The organism is Pseudomonas sp. SDI, assembly GCF_003105155.1.
Taxonomy (GTDB): domain Bacteria; phylum Pseudomonadota; class Gammaproteobacteria; order Pseudomonadales; family Pseudomonadaceae; genus Aquipseudomonas.
In genome coordinates this window covers 96,026-112,800 of the sequence record NZ_QETK01000004.1, presented here as the reverse complement: position 1 = coordinate 112,800, position 16,775 = coordinate 96,026, and the positions used below count along the sequence as shown (strand labels likewise).

The 16,775-nt window shown below is 62.2% G+C and carries 13 protein-coding genes; 6 read left to right on the top strand and 7 right to left on the bottom strand.

Going from position 1 to position 16,775, the window contains the following annotated elements; translation table 11 throughout:
- Positions 1-57 precede the first annotated feature (57 nt).
- From DCO48_RS03875 to DCO48_RS03865, 3 genes are read right to left on the bottom strand one after another with little or no spacing between them, the layout of a single operon-like run.
- On the bottom strand, positions 58-4,086 hold the full coding sequence (locus DCO48_RS03875) for a Dyp-type peroxidase (protein ID WP_218276116.1): 4,029 nt from the start codon (positions 4,084-4,086) through the stop codon (positions 58-60).
- Between the two features lie 57 nt (positions 4,087-4,143).
- Entirely contained in the window at positions 4,144-5,136 is a 993-nt protein-coding gene (locus DCO48_RS03870; protein ID WP_165840725.1) for an SUMF1/EgtB/PvdO family nonheme iron enzyme, read from the bottom strand.
- A gap of 10 nt (positions 5,137-5,146) precedes the next feature.
- Positions 5,147-6,208 carry a DUF2278 family protein gene (locus tag DCO48_RS03865; protein ID WP_116549294.1) on the bottom strand — a complete coding sequence of 354 codons (1,062 nt, stop codon included), beginning with the start codon at positions 6,206-6,208 and terminating at the stop codon, positions 5,147-5,149.
- A 231-nt stretch (positions 6,209-6,439) separates the two neighbouring features.
- Between DCO48_RS03865 and yddG the strand changes: the two genes are divergently transcribed.
- Positions 6,440-7,339 carry an aromatic amino acid DMT transporter YddG gene (gene yddG, locus DCO48_RS03860; protein ID WP_116549293.1) on the top strand — a complete coding sequence of 300 codons (900 nt, stop codon included), beginning with the start codon at positions 6,440-6,442 and terminating at the stop codon, positions 7,337-7,339.
- 46 nt (positions 7,340-7,385) lie between these two features.
- Here the strand turns inward: yddG and DCO48_RS03855 are convergent, their stop codons facing one another.
- The gene (locus DCO48_RS03855; protein WP_116549292.1) at positions 7,386-8,972 is read right to left on the bottom strand and encodes a hypothetical protein; all 1,587 of its coding nucleotides are present in this window, start codon (positions 8,970-8,972) and stop codon (positions 7,386-7,388) included.
- 297 nt (positions 8,973-9,269) lie between these two features.
- Between DCO48_RS03855 and DCO48_RS03850 the strand changes: the two genes are divergently transcribed.
- The 4 genes from DCO48_RS03850 (at position 9,270) to DCO48_RS03835 (ending at position 13,396) form a co-directional block, all read left to right on the top strand.
- On the top strand, positions 9,270-10,070 hold the full coding sequence (locus DCO48_RS03850; RefSeq protein WP_116549291.1) for an ABC transporter substrate-binding protein: 801 nt from the start codon (positions 9,270-9,272) through the stop codon (positions 10,068-10,070).
- 153 nt (positions 10,071-10,223) lie between these two features.
- Positions 10,224-10,847: a dTMP kinase gene (locus tag DCO48_RS03845; protein WP_116549290.1), complete on the top strand. Its 624-nt coding sequence runs from the start codon at positions 10,224-10,226 to the stop codon at positions 10,845-10,847.
- 131 nt (positions 10,848-10,978) lie between these two features.
- The gene (locus tag DCO48_RS03840) at positions 10,979-11,554 is read left to right on the top strand and encodes a cytochrome b (protein ID WP_116549289.1); all 576 of its coding nucleotides are present in this window, start codon (positions 10,979-10,981) and stop codon (positions 11,552-11,554) included.
- 219 nt (positions 11,555-11,773) lie between these two features.
- Positions 11,774-13,396 carry a methyl-accepting chemotaxis protein gene (locus tag DCO48_RS03835; protein WP_116549288.1) on the top strand — a complete coding sequence of 541 codons (1,623 nt, stop codon included), beginning with the start codon at positions 11,774-11,776 and terminating at the stop codon, positions 13,394-13,396.
- A 96-nt stretch (positions 13,397-13,492) separates the two neighbouring features.
- On the opposite strand, the gene DCO48_RS03830 is transcribed toward DCO48_RS03835, so the two are convergent.
- From DCO48_RS03830 to DCO48_RS03820, 3 genes are all read right to left on the bottom strand, one after another.
- Positions 13,493-14,263 carry an SDR family NAD(P)-dependent oxidoreductase gene (locus DCO48_RS03830; RefSeq protein ID WP_116549287.1) on the bottom strand — a complete coding sequence of 257 codons (771 nt, stop codon included), beginning with the start codon at positions 14,261-14,263 and terminating at the stop codon, positions 13,493-13,495.
- Positions 14,264-14,346: 83 nt separating this feature from the next.
- Entirely contained in the window at positions 14,347-15,474 is a 1,128-nt protein-coding gene (locus DCO48_RS03825; RefSeq protein ID WP_116549286.1) for a diguanylate cyclase, read from the bottom strand.
- Positions 15,475-15,572: 98 nt separating this feature from the next.
- A complete protein-coding gene (locus tag DCO48_RS03820) occupies positions 15,573-16,064 on the bottom strand; it encodes a DUF1543 domain-containing protein (protein ID WP_116549285.1) in 492 nt (163 codons plus the stop codon).
- 174 nt (positions 16,065-16,238) lie between these two features.
- Between DCO48_RS03820 and DCO48_RS03815 the strand changes: the two genes are divergently transcribed.
- Entirely contained in the window at positions 16,239-16,769 is a 531-nt protein-coding gene (locus tag DCO48_RS03815; RefSeq protein WP_116549363.1) for a chalcone isomerase family protein, read from the top strand.
- Positions 16,770-16,775 lie beyond the last annotated feature (6 nt).

The window sequence follows — 16,775 nt, the reverse complement described above, 5'->3', positions numbered from 1 at the left end:
GGTTGCAACGTGCCACCTGCGACGGTATAGCTCGCAGGTGGCGTGTGTGACCGGCACCTAGATGCTGTAGGGGCGCCGTGGGTGGACTTTCTGGTGGGTCGCATGCATCGCAACGAACATCTCTGTCCAGCCGCCCATGCGCACGCGCAGGAGATCGTATGATTCCGGCGACCTGGCGGCCGCGAGGAAGGTCTCCTGGTCGGCCACCGTTACCGTCAGAACGTTCGAGCCCGCGCCCGCGACAAAGGCATCGAGAATCTCCACCAGCCGCTTCACCGGCATCGTTTCCGCGATGTTCAGGTCGATCGGTGCACCATTGGTATAGCCGAACGCGTCATTCGAACGCAGACCGACCAGCACCGATACACCATCGGCAAGCTGCTGTGAGGCTGCCGTGGCCGGCAAGTCGAGGGGGGAGGGTGAGGGCGACATGTCAGTCGCCAGCGGTTGCGCCGAAAGGCGCCCATCCGCTGAAGCAGCGCAGCTCAGACCTTGCTCTACGTAGCTTGCAAAGGTACCGACGCCCGGCTGCATCGAGAATCCCCCGAATGGATGCTGTGGCGATCCAAAGCGTGCGGCAACTTGCTCGTAGAGTGCCGCCAACGCCGGACGCGGCTTGGTCATGACATTGACCGCCATCGCCGCCACGCGGGCGGCGATGGCATTGCCGAATGGATCGATTTCAGGATGACCACGCCCCCATTGCGGTAGCGAAAGTGCGATTGAGCGCAGGTGCCGGAAGTGCCGCACCGCTTCGGCGGAGCGTGTGGCATCGGCGGTCAGCACCGTCGAGTGAACCAGTGGATCAATGACGTTTTCGCCCCAGTTGCACAACAGGGCCTGCACCAGTTCAGCGAGTGAGGTGACCGCCGTTTCGTTGTCGAAACACATGACACGGATCGCCCACAAGGCGTTGATCGTATTGGCCAGCGAGGTAAAGCAGGGCCCGAACACGTTGTATCGCGCGCCACCGCCATAGAGATCCTGTCCTTTGTCCAGGCAGTCATTGATAAACAAATTGAGTAGCGGTGATGGGCAGACTTGCTCCATACGGCCGAAGTCGGCGACCGTGCCCTCCATCGAGCGCGCATACGACCACTCCAGATGCTTGAAGAACAGTGCTTCAAGTTCCTGGTAAGAGGTGATCTCGCTGGCCGGCGGAGAGCGGAACGACATGTTTTTGCCGAACAGGTCAACCGGGCCGGCCGATTGAATCTGCCGCCCCTGGTTAAGCGCATATTCCAGCGGTTGCAGCAGGATTGCGCCGCCGAGATGGAACCAGTTGGCACCGACGAACTGTGGCTCATAGCAACCATCGGCGGCATAGTCGTAGGCGTCTTCGCGGCGCACCTTCGAGTTCCACAGGGGCGCGTTCGGCGAATCTGCCGGCGGCCCAATATCGTCGCCCGAGGCAGCGAGGGCCGGAATGATCTTGTCGTCGTTCATCAATATCGGGCTGGCCCCCCCGCTCAGTTGCCCCTGAGCTGCCTCGCGCAACAGGCGACGTCGCCATTCATCTGGCATGTCCTTGGAGACACGCAGTGAAAGCACAGGCGCATTGAAGGGAAGGTGCGAGGAGGCTCGCAGGCATGCCAACGTGACATCGGAATATTCCCACGTACCATCGGCGTTACGGCCGCCGACGGTCAGTTGCTGAATCCATTGGTTGACGCTTTGGCCTTTGGGGTACGGGCCTGCGCGATTGCCCATGGCCATGTTGCCCAACTGCTGACGGTCGTCGATAAAAATGCGATTGAGCAGAACCTTCTCGGCCAGTTTCAGCCAGAAGCAGTCGATCGCATCCTGCAATTCTTCTTCACCCAGGCCGTCGCGCTCCTGGAAAGGACGCAGTAGCCTGTCCAGCCGTCCGACCGCAACAGGTTCTCCGCAGAGGTGCAACGTCGTGTGTGCGGCGAAAATCAGTTGCAGGGCTTCCAGCAACGTCCGTGGACGGTTGCCTCCTGCCAGCCAGCGCAGGCGCACCTCCAGTGCGGCGAGGTTGTCGTACTCGATGGTTTGCCCCGGAGCCAGTTCGATGCGCTTCGCCTTTACCGTCTCGGCGAGCCCAGCAAGGTATTCGGCCAAGCCCTTGGCAGCCAAGCGTGCACTTTGGTAGAAGAGGGCGGATTTTGCCCCGCGATCGGGGTCGGTAGCGCTCAATGAGGCTTCGGCCTGATCGATTTTTGCGTATACACCCGAGATGCCTTCGGCCAGCAATTGCTCGTAGCCAGGCACGACGTGGCCGACGCCGGAATTCGGCCCCAGCCCCAGGCCAAACCAGCGATAGCGTTCCTGTTCTTCGTCGTCGTCACGGACGTAGTCGATGAAATAGCGCCCCTGCGCCAGCGACTGCGCAGGCATCGAGCCGGCCAGCAGGTCGAGCGGGTGGATGTCGCAGGTGTCCATGCCGCCGTTGCCGCGCTGGCCTACGCCGTCGAGCCGAGCGGCCAGGTTGCACAACAGTCGGATAGCCCAGCCAGCGCGAAGGGCGACGGGTGCCTGCATGATCACGTCGGCAGCCTGTGTCGCATCACCCGTCGCAGAGCCACCCAGCAGTGCGTTGCGCTCGGCGGCATGGCGCGGATCGGCAAAGAATTTTTCCAGCTGCGGGCGCAGCGGTTCAAGTTCGGCTGGCTTCTGCGCCCTGAACCAGGTGTCATCCCATTTGGCGAACATCTGCTCGAGCAGGAACTGCACGCGCAGCGATGGTGGCGTCGGCCGCTCCGGCGTGTCGTCGGTGCGGGTACCCATCGAGTACAGGTAATCCTGATGGTTGTAGAACATCCAGCCATTGCTCGACCGCTTGTCGTAGTGGCGGTTGAACCGTGACCAGTCGACGCCGGGGAAGCGCTGCCAATCATTGAAGGCCTTGCCTTGTTTCTGTCTGGCATCCTCGACAAATGCCGCAGCGCCCAGCTCACGCAAACTTGGGGCATAGAAGAAGCCCCCAAGATCGGACCGCGCGACAGCGCCAGAAAGCAGCCGGTCGCGGGTAAACTCACCGCTGTCGTGGGCGCCGAACTGCGACCGCAGGATTGTCTCGATGCGCGAGGCAGCCCGCGCCATGCCAATAAAGTAGATGCCTGCCTCGTCGCCCAGCGAACTGGCGCCGGCATTCTGGATCAGCGGGGTGCCGTTGTCTTCGCGGCCACGCTTGCCAAAGGGCAATCCAATGCGCAGCAACTTGATGGTATTGCCGCTGGCATCGTAGGTATGCGCCGAGCGGATGTGTGAGCGTGCGTCGAAGGAGGGGACAAACTCATCGGTGAACTGGCGGCGGCCAACCACCGCTTCCATCTCGCTCGCCGTCTTCGAGTGCAACTCCGCCCAGTTCAGCTGAAAGCGCTGGGCAAAGAGGAACGAACCACCTGCGCAATCGGGGTCTTCGCCGCCCACCAGCACGTGATTGAGTATTTCCACGGGCGACGCCGGGTTACGCAGGTTCTCCTTGAATCGTCCACCGAGCACGCGCCCGCCCGTGCCGCTGGTCGGGAGTGTCGGATTGGTGCGGCTGTGCATCGGAACGCGATACACCGACTGGCTTGCAATGCCGATATCGGCCAACTGCGCGACAATGAAGTCCGCCAGCGCGGTAACGGGCGCTTCCTCGTCGGCTTTGACAATGAACCAGGCACCGGCGCCACTGTCCTGCAACACGCCGCCGGAGCGTTCCAGTACACGCGGTACAAAGACATTGTTGCCGGGCTCCTCGAATGCCATGCCGCGCGGAACCGGGCGACCGTCTTCGCGACAGAAGCGTGCCCAGACCTGTGGGGAAAAGGCAACGCAGGCGCTTGCATGAAGGTCACCGAGGTCTTGGTGAATCTTGCGTCGGGCATTGGACAGGATGTCGGCAAAAGCCGCACGCCCAAGCGACTCCGGCACGTCGAACACTGACAGTGCACATTGCCAGGGGGCTGGATAGACCAGACCTGGTTGCATCCAGCTGAGCGTTTCGTTGCCCCGCTGGCGTAGCAATTGTTCGACCGAAGATCTGCCGCACAGATTCTCTTCACCTACGCCGGCATCAAAGTAATCGGTCGCCGGTAGTGCAAATGCAGATTCCTTGCTTTCATCGATGCTCATGATGTTCGCTCCTTCGATTGCTGAAAAACGTGGCGCTGCTCGTTGCCTCCCCGGCCGCTATAGCGCTACGCGAAAACCGATATTTGCCGCTGACTGTTGTTCGCTACCGTGCCGCCGTTTGGCAACCCTCAGGTAAGGCAGCTCCCAGTCGAAACCACCGCCGCGGTGCACCCGCTCGCTGCCTGTCGCCGCACCCTGTGGGTCGAGTTCCGGCCCGCTTACATAGGTGTCGGCGGCGTAGCGATCGGCACACCACTCCCAGACATTTCCGGTCATGTCAAACAGGCCAAAGTCATTGGCGACAAAACTTCCAACCGGGGCGGTGTGGACGTAATGGTCGTTGACTGTCTTGAACACGGGGTATTTCCACAACGGATAGGCATTGCTGAAGCTCAGATCGGCAATATTCCCCTCCCTGGCGCTGCTCGGCTGCTGTTCTCCCCAGCTGTAGCGGGTATGTTGCGAGCCGCCGGCGGCATACTCCCACTCGGCTTCAGTGGGTAACCGGAACGGTCGGCCGGTCTTGTCACGCAACCACTGGACAAAGGCCTGCGCATCGGCCCAGCTGATATGCACCACGGGGTGTTGGTCGGTTGCTGTCCAGCCAGGACTTCGCCAGGTGAGATTCGCCCCGACCGCCCATTGGCCACTCTGCACGCCCTGTGCATCGGTAGAAACTGCATAGACCCCGAGGCTCTGGCCACTGCGTTCTGCGGAGGTCACATAGCCGGTCTCGTCGACAAAACGGCTGAACGCGGCGATGGTGGTTTCGGTGCTGGCCAACCAGAACTCACGGCTGAGGGTAACGCGGTGCGGGGGCGCCTCATCGATAAACCATTGCTGATCTGCGGCGGGCTGCGTTTGAGCGAACGTGCTGCCCATGGTGAAACTGCCCGCCGGAACCCGCACAAAGCGCAGTCCGCTCGCGGGCTCAATAAAACTGCGTGGCTGGTTGGCGCCTACCTGGATGTCGGTTTGCGCCGGAACCGGCAGTGGTGCGGTCAGCAAGGCCAGCAGCCCGGCGACCATGAGGGGGGGGACTGATCGCATCAGCATGCTCCTAGAACACGATCGTCCACCCTGGGTGGCGGGCCTGCTCACGTGTGTAGGACACACCATGGACCTTGAGCCCGTTCTCCTCCAGCAGCGTGATGACGCCACCTCGATTGGACAGCGCTGCCGGCGGCACGATCGTAACCACCAGGCTTGCGCCGGCAGGGAGCGTTCCGGTCAGTGGCGTCTTGATTTTTGCGCTATCGGCGATTGTCCAGCCGTCCAGCGCAATGGCATGGGCTGAGGTATTGATCAGCGTGACCGTTTCGACCTCCGGTGACTGGGTGCTGTTCACCAGCGCGGCAATGATGCGCACCAGCCCTTCGGGTTCATCGCTATCGGGAAGCTCGATGTGGGTTGGCGCAGCCGGCGGGAAGTGCTTGCTGGCGAGATCCTCCGGCTGGCCGCTAAGTGAGGCGACCAGGCGGTGGCCTGTGGAGTCGTCGGTGTGCCAGGCCTGCGACTGGAACTTCAGGAAAATGCCTACCCAGGTATTCTGGGCTGGGAAGTGAACCAGCATCCCGCCATCCTGCCAGACCCCGTCATCCTTGACGTAATCACCGACGTTGCCTTGATTCATGTGAATATCGTGGATGCCGTTGCCGGGCGAGAAGCCGAAGAACTTGTCTTTCTTGTTCTGTTCAGGCCCCCAACGTTCGCCGAACGCATAGACCATTGCGTTTTCATCGGCCATCGCGCGCTGCATGATGCTGTTGATCTTTTCGTTGAGGTCGTTGTCGACGCCAGGTACGTCGAAGGGTAGCGGCCGCATCCCGGAACGATCAAACAGGTTTCCGCGGATGTAATCCAGGGCTCCGCTGGTTGGCGCACGGGTCAACTCGGTGAAACCGGCAGGAAGGTCGACAACCCGGCTGGTCACTGGGTGCCTGAAGTTCTCTACAACGATGTACTCGACCTCGGAGGGTGCGACGGCAGATTGGACGTTGATTGCGATGCGATAGTCGACCGTGTCGTCGATCAGCTTGACTTGATAGTGGGCGTTGCCGCTTGTCCCTAACCGTACCTCAATGGGGCGGCCCTTGAGCACGCCATACTTTTTGAGAGGCATGTTTTTTCCTCATGTGTCCGTTTTGAGAAAATGTTCTGGCATGCGCTACGAACAGGCTCAGCCCCGCCGCGGGCAGTGGCGCCACGGCTGCTGGAAACGTCCTGAAGGGAGGCCGCAGGTAAACCCTAGCGCAGCGTCTGATTCGGTCAAGGAAACTCCGCAATATGCAGTATCTGTAATACGCTTGCCGACCGCCGGCAGCTGCGACGGCATCCGAACAGAGACAGAACTATGCACATCAGAAGCGAGCGCGCCGCGACGGCGTGCGGGTTGTTGGCGATCGTTTTATGGAGCACCGCCACCGGCCTGATCAGGAGCGTGAGTGCTTATTTCGGTGCGTTGGGCGGTGCGGCACTGATCTATACGCTGGGCGCGTTGATGCTGATAGTGCTGCTCGGCCGTCCACGTCTGCGCAGTGTGCCCAAGGCGTACCTGGTGCTCGGCAGTGCGCTGTTTGTGGCCTATGAGGTGTGCCTGTCGCTGTCGCTGGGCTTTGCCATCAGCAACACCCAAGCCATTGAAGTGGTCATGGTCAACTATCTCTGGCCGTGCCTTACGGTGCTGCTGGCGATTGTCATGAATGGCCAGCGGGCGCGCTGGCTGATTGTGCCGGGGTCGGCACTGGCGGTATTCGGGCTGGCCTGGGTGGTGAGCGGTGACGGTTTGTCGGTGGCAGGGATCGTCGCCAATGTGCAGTCCAATCCACTGAGTTACGGCTTGGCGCTCGGCTGCGCAATAACCTTTGCGCTGTATTGCAATGTGACCCGGCGGTATGCCGGCGGGCAGAACCTGGTGCAGATGTTCTTCGCGCTGACGGCGCTGGCGCTGTGGCTCAAACTGCTGGTCGCTGGCCTGGCACTGCCGGCGTTTACTTTGCGCAGCAGTGTGGAGTTGCTGGCAGCGGCAGGCGCGATGGCGGGCGGTTATGCGTTGTGGAACCTGGGTATTCTGCGCGGCAACCTGACGTTGCTGGCCACTGCATCGTATTTTGCCCCGGTGTTGTCGTCGGCGTTTGCGGCGGCCTGGCTGAGTGCGCCGTTGACGCTGCAGTTCTGGCAAGGGGCGCTGCTGGTGACGCTGGGTTCGCTGATCTGCTGGCAGGCGACCCGCGAGCGCTGCGGGCCGGGCTAAGCCCAAAGGACCTTCAGGACCTTTGGGGGGCATTGCCTTGTCCTGCCTAGCTGCGAATAGCCGACGGGTCGGATTTCAATAGCCACTGGCTGCGCTGCGACTGCAATTGCGCTTCCAGAATCGACAAGCCACGCTCTTTCAGGGAAATCCGCTCACGCTGGAAAACGTCGTTGAGCAGGCCAAGTAGATTGCGCGATTCGGACACCGACTTCGGTGTGCTGACATCACTGTTCAGCTCACCATTGACGTAGGTGCGAATCCGTTCGTTCTGACTGGCCTGCTGGGTAGCGCTGGCATCGACCAGGCGGGTCTTGTCGTAGGCGAGGCGGGTGCTGCTGCTCGCCTGGTCGTTGATCTCGTGGTAGCGGTAGTTCTGCGACTGTGGGTCGTGATCCAGCTTCAGCGCCACCTGCGGGTTGAGACTGGCGTGGTAGGCCGCGCTCAGGCGCGCCTGCTGGTCCTGCTGCACCGAGCGGGTCGACTGCGCCGTACCGCGCACCGTGGTCGTCTGCGAGACCTTGTAGTCGAAGCGGTCGACTTCGCCCGGCTGCAGTGGGTTGATCTGTTGACGGTGCTGACTGATCGAGGCGCTGAAGTCGGCCAGGCCGCTGAGCAGTACGCGGTCTTTGGCTGCCAGCACCGGGTTGTTCACGCTCGAGGCACGGCCACTGTCGTCGGCACTGTTGAGCTGGACGAAGGCGTCCTTGAACAGGCTCACCAGGTTCTCGTCGCCCTTGCCGCGGCGCTGGGCGGCGTCGAACTGACTGAGGTAGTTGCTGATCGCGGCCTGACGCTGGCTGCTGCTGCCCAGCAGAGTGGTGTCGCGGGTGTCGAGGTTCAGTTGCACGTTGCCATTCGGGCCTTGCAGGCTGAGGGTGCGGGCGCTGTCGTTCAGGTTGAGGTCGAACAGTTGCTGCTCGCCGCTTGGCGTGTCGAGCCTGGCATTCATCTTGAGCGAGGTGAACAGCGCCGGGTCGAGCTTGGCCAGTGCACCGAGTTGCAACTTCGGCGGTTCCTGGGTGAGGCCGTTGATTGCCGACTCGAAGCTGTCGGTCAGCGCCGCCAGGCCGTTGAGTTCGTCGGCGCTGAGCTGGCCACCCTGGACCTCGGCGCTGACTGCCAAGCCTTTCTCACCACTGGCCAGCGCCAGGGTGACGGTGGCCCCGGAGGCGGTGGTCAGGCTCAGGTTGACGGCGTTGGTGGGCTCTTCGCGCAGTTGGTTGCCTTGCAGACGCAGCACTTCGGCGCTGGGCTGGGCACCGTCGGCGTAGCTCAGCACCGCTTGTGAAATCGACTGCCCGCCGTTGGCCACCAACTGTTCGAGCAGGGCCGCGCCCAGGCCCTGGAAGCGTGAGCCGATGGCGGCCGACTGGGCACCGCTCATCAGGCGGAAGCTGAGTTTATCCAGGCTGTCCTGTTCCAGTACATAGCGCACCTGTGTCGGGCCGAGGGCACCGCGCGGGGTGTAGGTACGGGCATCGTTGCCGCTGGTGCTGGTTTGGCCAAGGCTCACGGTGGTGCTGGGGATGACCTTGGCCGGCTCGGCCTGGCTGCTGGCGGTAGTGCTGGCAGCCGCGGGCTGGGGGGCGATGTAAGGCGGGACGATTCGCAATCCGGCGATGGTAGGGCTCATGCTGGGGTACCCGTAGTTTCCATTCTTGTACAGGGTATGTCGGCGGTCAGGCGGGGAACTTTAACCTGATTCGCCGGCAAGGCCGGCTCCCGCAACGGCCGGTGCTATGGGCTCACAGCGAACGCCAGCCGATGGTGTTTTGCCCTCCTTGGAAATAATCCGCTGCGAGGAGCTATAACCGCTAGTGGCGGCACGGCGCCGATGATTGCGACCACGTGTTTTATTGGCGCGTGATTGCACTTTGGGTGAGACAGGCGGTATAGCTATGCCCACAACGAGAAGACACGAGCATTACCGATGACGAAACGCTACCGGTCGATTTTCATGCTCCCCCTGATGGTGTGGCTGCCCACGTCTGCCATGGCTGTGGAACCGTGCACGCACCTGAGTGCGACGGGCAATCCCGATTATCCGCCGTTCCTGTGGCGCAACCCGGACAATCCCGGGCAATTGATCGGAGCGAACGCCGATGTGCTCAAATATGTAGCCCAGCAACTGGGTCTGCAGGTCGACGTGGTCCATGTCGGGCCCTGGCCGCGTGCCCAGGAAGAAGTGCGCACCGGGCGCATCGACATCCTTGCGGGCTACTTCATCACCCAGGGCCGCACGCGAGAGGTGGACTTTGTCAGCCCGCCGTTCCTGTCCACGCCCAGCGTGGTCTGGGTGCGCAAGGATGCGGCCTTCCCCTACGGGCAATGGTCCGACCTGCAAGGTCGCAGCGGCGGCACGTTGGTCAACAACAGCTATGGCCAGCACTTCGACGATTTCGCTCGTGCCCACCTTGCCCTGGAAGCCGTGCCCACGGCGAAGCAGGCGTTCCAGAAATTGTTGCTCAAACGCAACGACTACGTGATCTACGAGCACTATCCCGGCCTCGCGCTGGCCCGAACACTGGGTATGGAACACGACCTGCTGGTGTTGCAACCGGCCGTTTCCAGCGAGGGGCTGCATGTGGCGCTGTCGCGCAAGTCGGCCTGCAATCAGGAACTGTTGCGGGCGCAACTGGCGGAAAAAATGGTGGAACTGGTGAAGACGCCACTGCCCGAGCAGTTCCTGCGGCAGAATCTGGCCCTGTGGGACCGTCAGCACTTGCCGTAACGACTGCCCGGCGGCGCCACCCCCGGTGCTCGCGCAGGATGATGAGGCTGCCATGATTGCGCTGCCGTTGGCGCGGATTAGCCTGGATTTCGAGGCCGCTTGGTCTGGAACTGGGGTAGAGTGCTGCATCACTTGCCCATCGTTACCTGAAGAATGAATCGAGCGCTGTTTATTTCGCTGGACGGGCCCAAGGGCACCGGTAAAACCACGCTGTTGGAGGCTGTTACCGCCGCATTGAGGCGCGACCAGCAAAAGGTGATCCGGCTTTGCGAGAAAAAAAGCGATCCCTTCAGGGGGGAAACAATGGCCCTGGTCAACACGCTCGTCAGAAACCCCTCGCGGGAATTGGAGTTGGCGGTTTGCCGGCGCCTGGCGGACAGCCGCGCCTGGATTACCGAGCATGTGCTGCCTCGACAACCGGCAGACAGCATCATTCTGATTGACCGCTGGTACCCCTCGGATGCCGCGTTTCGCCGGATAGTCCCGTTTGCAGAAATTCTGCAGTTGAACTGCGCGCGTAACGTGCGCGTGCCAGACCTGCATGTTGGGGTGGTCACCGCTGCGCAGGTTTCATGGGCGAGGGCAGCGGCGCGCTCGCGGGGGTTGGGCAGTACGCTGATGCACACGCTGGAGGAGCAGGTGGCCTGTACCCAGGCCTTTGAACGCGCAGTTGCCGCGCATGGCTGGGTCTTGTGCCGGAATGAAGGGACGGTTGAAGAGGCGACGCAGCAGGTGGTTTCGCGGATCCATGAGGTGCTTGGCGTGGGCTCTTCCTGAGGCTATGCCTTCACACCCTTCAGATTTCCTTAAGCTTTGGCTGGCAACGTGCTTCGGTCCGTTGCCGAGCTTTGCGTGGTTATCGCGCTGGCCGGCAGTGACGATCTCTCCTGTTGCTTGAGGCCTTGGCAATGCAGCGCACTTCGAACTCAGAGCGTTATGGGCAACTTTCGATCATCATGCACTGGGGCATGGTTATTTTGTTTATCGGCGTCTATGCCGGCGTCGAGCTACGTTCGGCCTTGCCCAAGGGGCATTTTCTGAAAGGGCCGCTATTGGGCGTGCACGCGTTGATGGGCATTGCCATCTTTGCCCTGGTATGGGTTCGGCTGCTGGGCCGCCTCAGCCCCCGCCCAGCGATCATGCCCCCGCCATCGGCCTGGCAGACCGCGATGGCCGGCATGCTGCACATCGCCCTGTATGGTTTGATGATTCTCACGCCGCTGCTGGCGTGGCTGATGCTCGGCGCTGCCGGCAAGCCGCTGCCTTACTGGGACGTGACGCTACCCTCACCGATGCCCCTCGACCCGGCCCTGGCCAGGACACTCAAGGGCTGGCACGAGTGGCTGGGAAATGCCGGGTACTGGCTGATAGGGCTGCATGCCTGTGCGGGCCTGGCCCATCACTACTGGCTAAAGGACAACACCCTCAGGCGCATGCTGCCAGGACGGCGCGCCGCACAATGCCCCGATTTGAAATTGAAATAAGTCGGCGGCGCTGTCACCAATCGCGCAACGCGTTGCGCCAGGTCAAGTCAATACCGGGCTTATCCGGGGACGCTACAGGGCATGCACTGGGCCGCGAGCTACAGGGTGTTGGGGTGTCGTGGGCAACTATAAAACAGGCTGCCAACCTCGCGAGCGCTGATGGGCGGAGCGGGGCCGTGCAGGCCATTCAACCGTGTCGAATTTAATCAGGAATTGACCATGTGGCTCAGACAGCTGCGCATAGGATTGCGTTCTACCCTTGCATTTTCATCTTTGGGGCTAGTGCTGCTGTTGTTGGGGGGCATCTCCCTGGACCAGATGAACCGAATGGATGATCGCAGCGATGAAGTGAACCGTAACTGGCTGCCGTCCATACTCGCAGTGAACGACATGAGCGCCGCCAGCATGCGTATTCGGGCAATGACCCTGCGCTATGCGCTGGTTGAAGGCACAGCCCGCGAGAGCACGCTGGCCAGCCTGCGGGAGGCGCAAAAGCACCTGGAGGCCGACGAGCTGCGCTACGAGCAGTTGATCTCCTCGGCCGAGGAGCGTACCCAGTATGAGGCCTACAAAACCGCCAAAGCACGCTACATGGAGCAGTCTGCGCTGACCCTCTCGTTGAGTCAGGCCGGGGATCTGAGTGGCGTGCGCCACGTGGTCGAGCAGAAGCTGGGCGACTACGCCGAGAATGTCGCCAAGGCGCTCGGCGAGCTCACCCGGCTCAACAGTGAAGGTGCCCAGCGGGCCTCGGCCGCTAGCGATGCGACGTTTTCCACGGCACTGAAGATCGTCATCGGCTTGCTCGCCGCGGCTGTGGCGTTGACGGCTGCCCTCGCCGTGCTGTTTACCCGCAGTCTGGTCATGCCACTGGCGCAAGCCGTCGAACTGACCCGCGTCGTTGCATCGGGTAATCTCACCCGCCGTATCGATGTTCAGGGCCATGACGAACCGGCCCAGTTGCTGCACGCACTGCAGGACATGCAGAGCAGCCTGCGCGGCACCATCCAGCAGATTGCCGACTCCGCCAATCAATTGGCCTCAGCCTCCGAGCAACTGCATGCGGTGACCGAGGGCTCGACACGCGGCTTGCACCAGCAGAATGCCGAGATCGAGCAGGCTGCCACTGCGGTCAACGAGATGACCAGCGCGGTGGAAGAGGTGGCGCGCAACGCCGTCAGCACATCCGAGGCCTCCAGCCAGGCAGACCAGACGTCGCGCAATGGCCGGGAACAGGTTGGTCAGACGGTTGGCGCCATCGCACAACTGGCCGATGAGGTCAGCCGCAGTTCCGGCAACGTCGAGGAGTTGGCCAATCATGTCCGCGACATCAGCCAGGTATTGTCGGTGATCCGCTCGATTGCAGAGCAGACCAACCTGCTGGCCCTGAATGCTGCCATCGAGGCTGCGCGGGCCGGCGAACAAGGGCGCGGATTCGCCGTGGTGGCAGACGAAGTGCGGGCGCTGGCGCATCGCACCCAGCAATCGACCCAGGAAATCGAGCAGATGATCAGCGCGATCGACCAGGGCACGAGCCAGGCGGTGGCGTCGATGCGCAGCAGTTGCGAGCGGGTCGACGCCACCCTTGAGGTGGCACGTGCGGCGGGTGCGGCACTCGAGGAAATCGCGTTGGCGATTTCCGCGATCAACGAGCGCAATCTGGTTATCGCCAGTGCCTCGGAAGAGCAGGCGCATGTCGCCCGTGAAGTGGACCGTAACCTGCTCAACATTCGCGACCTGTCGCTGCAGAGCTCAGCTGGGGCCGACCAGACCAGCGCCGCCAGTCAGGAGCTTTCGCGCCTGGCCATTGAGCTGAACGGGGTGGTGCAGCGTTTTCAGCTGTGATTCCGCTCGGCCAGGGCTGCGTGGCGGCGCAGCCGTTGAGCGGTTACCTTCCGGGCCACTTTCACTGGCGCTTCGACCTGCCGGCGCAGCGCTGAATCACCAGGCAACCGGTGTGCCGTCCCACGCCCAGAACGTCCCGGTCTGCGCCGGGCCGTGACGGCCGACCAGCGTGAGAATGCAGGTTGCGGTGAACGCCGGGGAGAAGAGTTTGCCCGCCGGCACATTGCCCTGGAACGGTCGGGAAAGCTGGGTGTCGGTGGTGCCTGGATGCAGGGCGAGGACCGTGGAGGCAGGGTTGAGCCGTTTAAGTTCGATGCTTGCGGTGCGCAGCAACTGATTGAGCGCGGCCTTGCTGGCACGGTAGCTGTACCAGCCGCCGAGATGGTTGTCGCCAATCGATCCGACCCGTGCCGACAAGGCGGCGAAGGTCATGGGGTGCTGGCGCAGCAGGGGCAGCAGGTGCTTGAGCAGCAGGATAGGGGCGAAACAGTTGCTTGTGAAACTGCTGTGCAAACCGGCGATATCCAGCTGGGCCAACGATTTTTCGGCGCGCGCCGGTGGCTCCTGGAGCACGCCCAACGTGCAGAGCACCAGGTTCAGCTGGTTACAGCTGGCGCTCACCTGGTCGGCCAGCATGTGCAGTGCCTGTTCGTCACGGGCGTCGCAGTCGAGACGAACCAGCCGCTGCCCATGTTCCCGGGCCAGGGCTTCCAGCGCGGGGCTGCGGGTAGCGTTGCGGGAAACGGCGAACAACAGCCCGATGTCGTCACGCGCCAGCAACTGCGTGCACAAGGCAAGACCGATCCCTTGGCTGGCGCCGCAGACCAGCACGTTGGCGGGGGTGTGAAGGGTGGTGATCAGGCTCATTTAACATTCCCCTGGGTGCTGGACAATGGTGATTGCACGCTCGCGCCTCGTCCAGTTGAGGCTGCCGAGGGTTTTGCCTGTTCTCAGACAGCCTCGCGCACCTGTTCGGCGACGGTCACTCGGTTACGGCCCGACGCTTTGGCGCGGTACATAGCCTTGTCGGCGCTGCTGAGCAATGTATCGAGATCGCTGTCGGCGGCGGTTGCACAGCTCAGGCCAATGCTTGCCGTGACGGGGTACTCGCTGCTCAGTTGCGCGATCAGTGCTCTGAGGCGCTCGGCGATAGCGCAGGCCGTGGCCTGGGATGTATCGGGCAGCAGGACGGCAAACTCCTCGCCACCGAGCCTGCCGGCAATATCGTCATCGCGCAGGCACGTGCTGATCACCGCGCCTATGTGCTGTAGCACCTGGTCACCCGCCGCATGCCCGAACGTGTCGTTGATCTGTTTGAAATGGTCGATGTCCAGCATCAGCACCGCGATCTCCTCGCAGCCCTGCTGGCACTGGGCATGCTGTGCCAGCGCATGGTCGAAGAACGCACGCCGATTGTTCAGGCCCGTCAGCGCGTCGGTGCACGAGGCGACCACGGCCAAGCGGTGCGCGAGCTCCATCTCATGCTTCAGCCGCCACGCCGTCTCCAGGGCTGAGGACAGATTGCGCGTAGCGCTGACCACGAACGATGCGAACACCAGCACCGCCAGGGCGATGCCCCGTTGCAGCGCGGTGGGTTGCAACAGCAACCAGACGGTGCAAGGCAGCAGCACCAGGCTGATGGATGCCAGCGTCATATGGCGGTAAGAGGAGTAGCACGAGACTGCGCTGACGGACATGCCGACGGCAAACAGCATGATCACCGTCTGCCCCACCAGGTCGTCGCTGGGCATTACCGCGAGCGCGCCCAGGCCCCAGATGCCTGCCGACAACGTCAGCGTCAGCCAATAGCGCCACTCCCAGTGCTCGGGCGTGCGCCGGTTGGGCGGCGTTCGCCGATAGGCGACGAACATCATCGCGCGCAAGGCCGTGGACAGGCTCAGTAGGGTGATCCAGGCAGTCGCCCTTTGCTGATCGAAACGCTCCCAACCCAACCAGCACAGCATCGCTGCGGCCAGGTAACTACCTAGTACGGCGGGGGCCGACTGAACGAACAGCTGTTTCAGCCGATCCGTCCTTACGTACTTCGCTATTTCATCTGGAGGACCGAGGTCGTTCATGGCTACCGCCGCAGCTCGAAATACGATGGGCTATTGTGGCACTCTGCCAGCTTCGCCGAAAGCACTCTGCGCGGCAAACGCCAGGGGCTCGATAAGGCTCAGAGCAGGATGTAATCACTGTACTGCCGAATACCGTCATGGCGGCCCTCGACCAGATGCACATAGCGACCGCCGACGAGATCCACCGGCAAGCAGTCGTCGACGTCAAGCACGGCATCGGTGTGGGGCTTCAGCCAGTCCGCCTGCAAGCGTTGCTTGCCCAACTGCCTGGCCTGGGCCTTGTCGTTGGCCACCAGCAACAGGTAGCGATGGGCCTCGCCGAATACCTGCCGCTCATAGCCGCCCAGGTTGATGAAGAACAGCCTCGGTGTGCCCGGTCCCGGGGCGAGCGGGCCAAGTTCAACACGGTACGCGTCGATACCGTCGACCTCCAGCCAGGAATCGATGTGCAGGCCCGCATGGCTGCCGAACCAGGCCTGGCGCAACTGTGGGTAGGCCTGGTCCAGTGAGTCTGCCTGGGCGAACACCACATCGTGGACCTCGATGCTGGCGCGCGGGTGACGGCCACCGAGCATGACAACGTACAGCATGAGCAAGCCCCTCAAACGCCAGAAAGCGTTGCATTCTGCGCGCCGCCGCAGACGCTGCCAACCGCTGTCCTGACGGCGATGGTAGTTCAATGAATAAAAAATTGTACAGGATCTGAAAAAACCTATACATGAGTCTATAGTTGTATAGAATTTATCGTGATGCTTGAGGTCAGCATGGCACACCCTTCTCGTTGGACCTGCCTGTGTCTGTTACTGACAGCCCTGTCGTCGGTGGCAGCAGACTGGCGAGCCGAGCTGCCAACGGCACAGCGGCTGGGTGTGGGTGATTTCACCTGGTTTGGCCTGCACCTGTATACCGCCCGGCTGTGGACTGTCGGCCCCGTTCAGGACTGGAGTCAGCCTTTTGCCCTTGAGCTGATCTATCACCGATCACTGTCTAAAGCCACGCTGGTAAAGGCCAGCCTTGAGGAAATGCAGCGTCTGAGCGGCGGTAGCGTGACGCCGCAGCAACGCGCGACGTGGACCAAGGCGATTGAACAGGCATTCGTTGATGTGCGCCCCGGCATGCGCATTACCGGCTTGTACCTGCCAGGGCGTGGGTGCCGCTTCTATGTCGATGGCCAACTCAGCGGTGAAATCGCCGACCCGCGCTTTGCCCGGGCTTTCTTCGCCATCTGGCTCGATCCGCGTGCCAGAGACCCACAACTGCGTCAGCGCCTGCTCGGGCTGGCCGGTAACGACTGAGGCACG

What these genes read in the sequence shown, in the direction of transcription:
- DCO48_RS03835 (WP_116549288.1), top strand. Translation starts at nt 11,774, where the DNA reads ATGTGGCTCAGACAGCTGCGCATAGGATTGCGTTCTACCCTTGCATTT.
- DCO48_RS03820 (WP_116549285.1), bottom strand. Translation starts at nt 16,064, where the DNA reads ATGCTGTACGTTGTCATGCTCGGTGGCCGTCACCCGCGCGCCAGCATC.
- DCO48_RS03830 (WP_116549287.1), bottom strand. Translation starts at nt 14,263, where the DNA reads ATGAGCCTGATCACCACCCTTCACACCCCCGCCAACGTGCTGGTCTGC.
- DCO48_RS03845 (WP_116549290.1), top strand. Translation starts at nt 10,224, where the DNA reads ATGAATCGAGCGCTGTTTATTTCGCTGGACGGGCCCAAGGGCACCGGT.
- DCO48_RS03815 (WP_116549363.1), top strand. Translation starts at nt 16,239, where the DNA reads ATGGCACACCCTTCTCGTTGGACCTGCCTGTGTCTGTTACTGACAGCC.
- DCO48_RS03855 (WP_116549292.1), bottom strand. Translation starts at nt 8,972, where the DNA reads ATGAGCCCTACCATCGCCGGATTGCGAATCGTCCCGCCTTACATCGCC.
- DCO48_RS03865 (WP_116549294.1), bottom strand. Translation starts at nt 6,208, where the DNA reads ATGCCTCTCAAAAAGTATGGCGTGCTCAAGGGCCGCCCCATTGAGGTA.
- DCO48_RS03825 (WP_116549286.1), bottom strand. Translation starts at nt 15,474, where the DNA reads ATGAACGACCTCGGTCCTCCAGATGAAATAGCGAAGTACGTAAGGACG.
- yddG (WP_116549293.1), top strand. Translation starts at nt 6,440, where the DNA reads ATGCACATCAGAAGCGAGCGCGCCGCGACGGCGTGCGGGTTGTTGGCG.
- DCO48_RS03850 (WP_116549291.1), top strand. Translation starts at nt 9,270, where the DNA reads ATGACGAAACGCTACCGGTCGATTTTCATGCTCCCCCTGATGGTGTGG.
- DCO48_RS03870 (WP_165840725.1), bottom strand. Translation starts at nt 5,136, where the DNA reads ATGCGATCAGTCCCCCCCCTCATGGTCGCCGGGCTGCTGGCCTTGCTG.
- DCO48_RS03840 (WP_116549289.1), top strand. Translation starts at nt 10,979, where the DNA reads ATGCAGCGCACTTCGAACTCAGAGCGTTATGGGCAACTTTCGATCATC.
- DCO48_RS03875 (WP_218276116.1), bottom strand. Translation starts at nt 4,086, where the DNA reads ATGAGCATCGATGAAAGCAAGGAATCTGCATTTGCACTACCGGCGACC.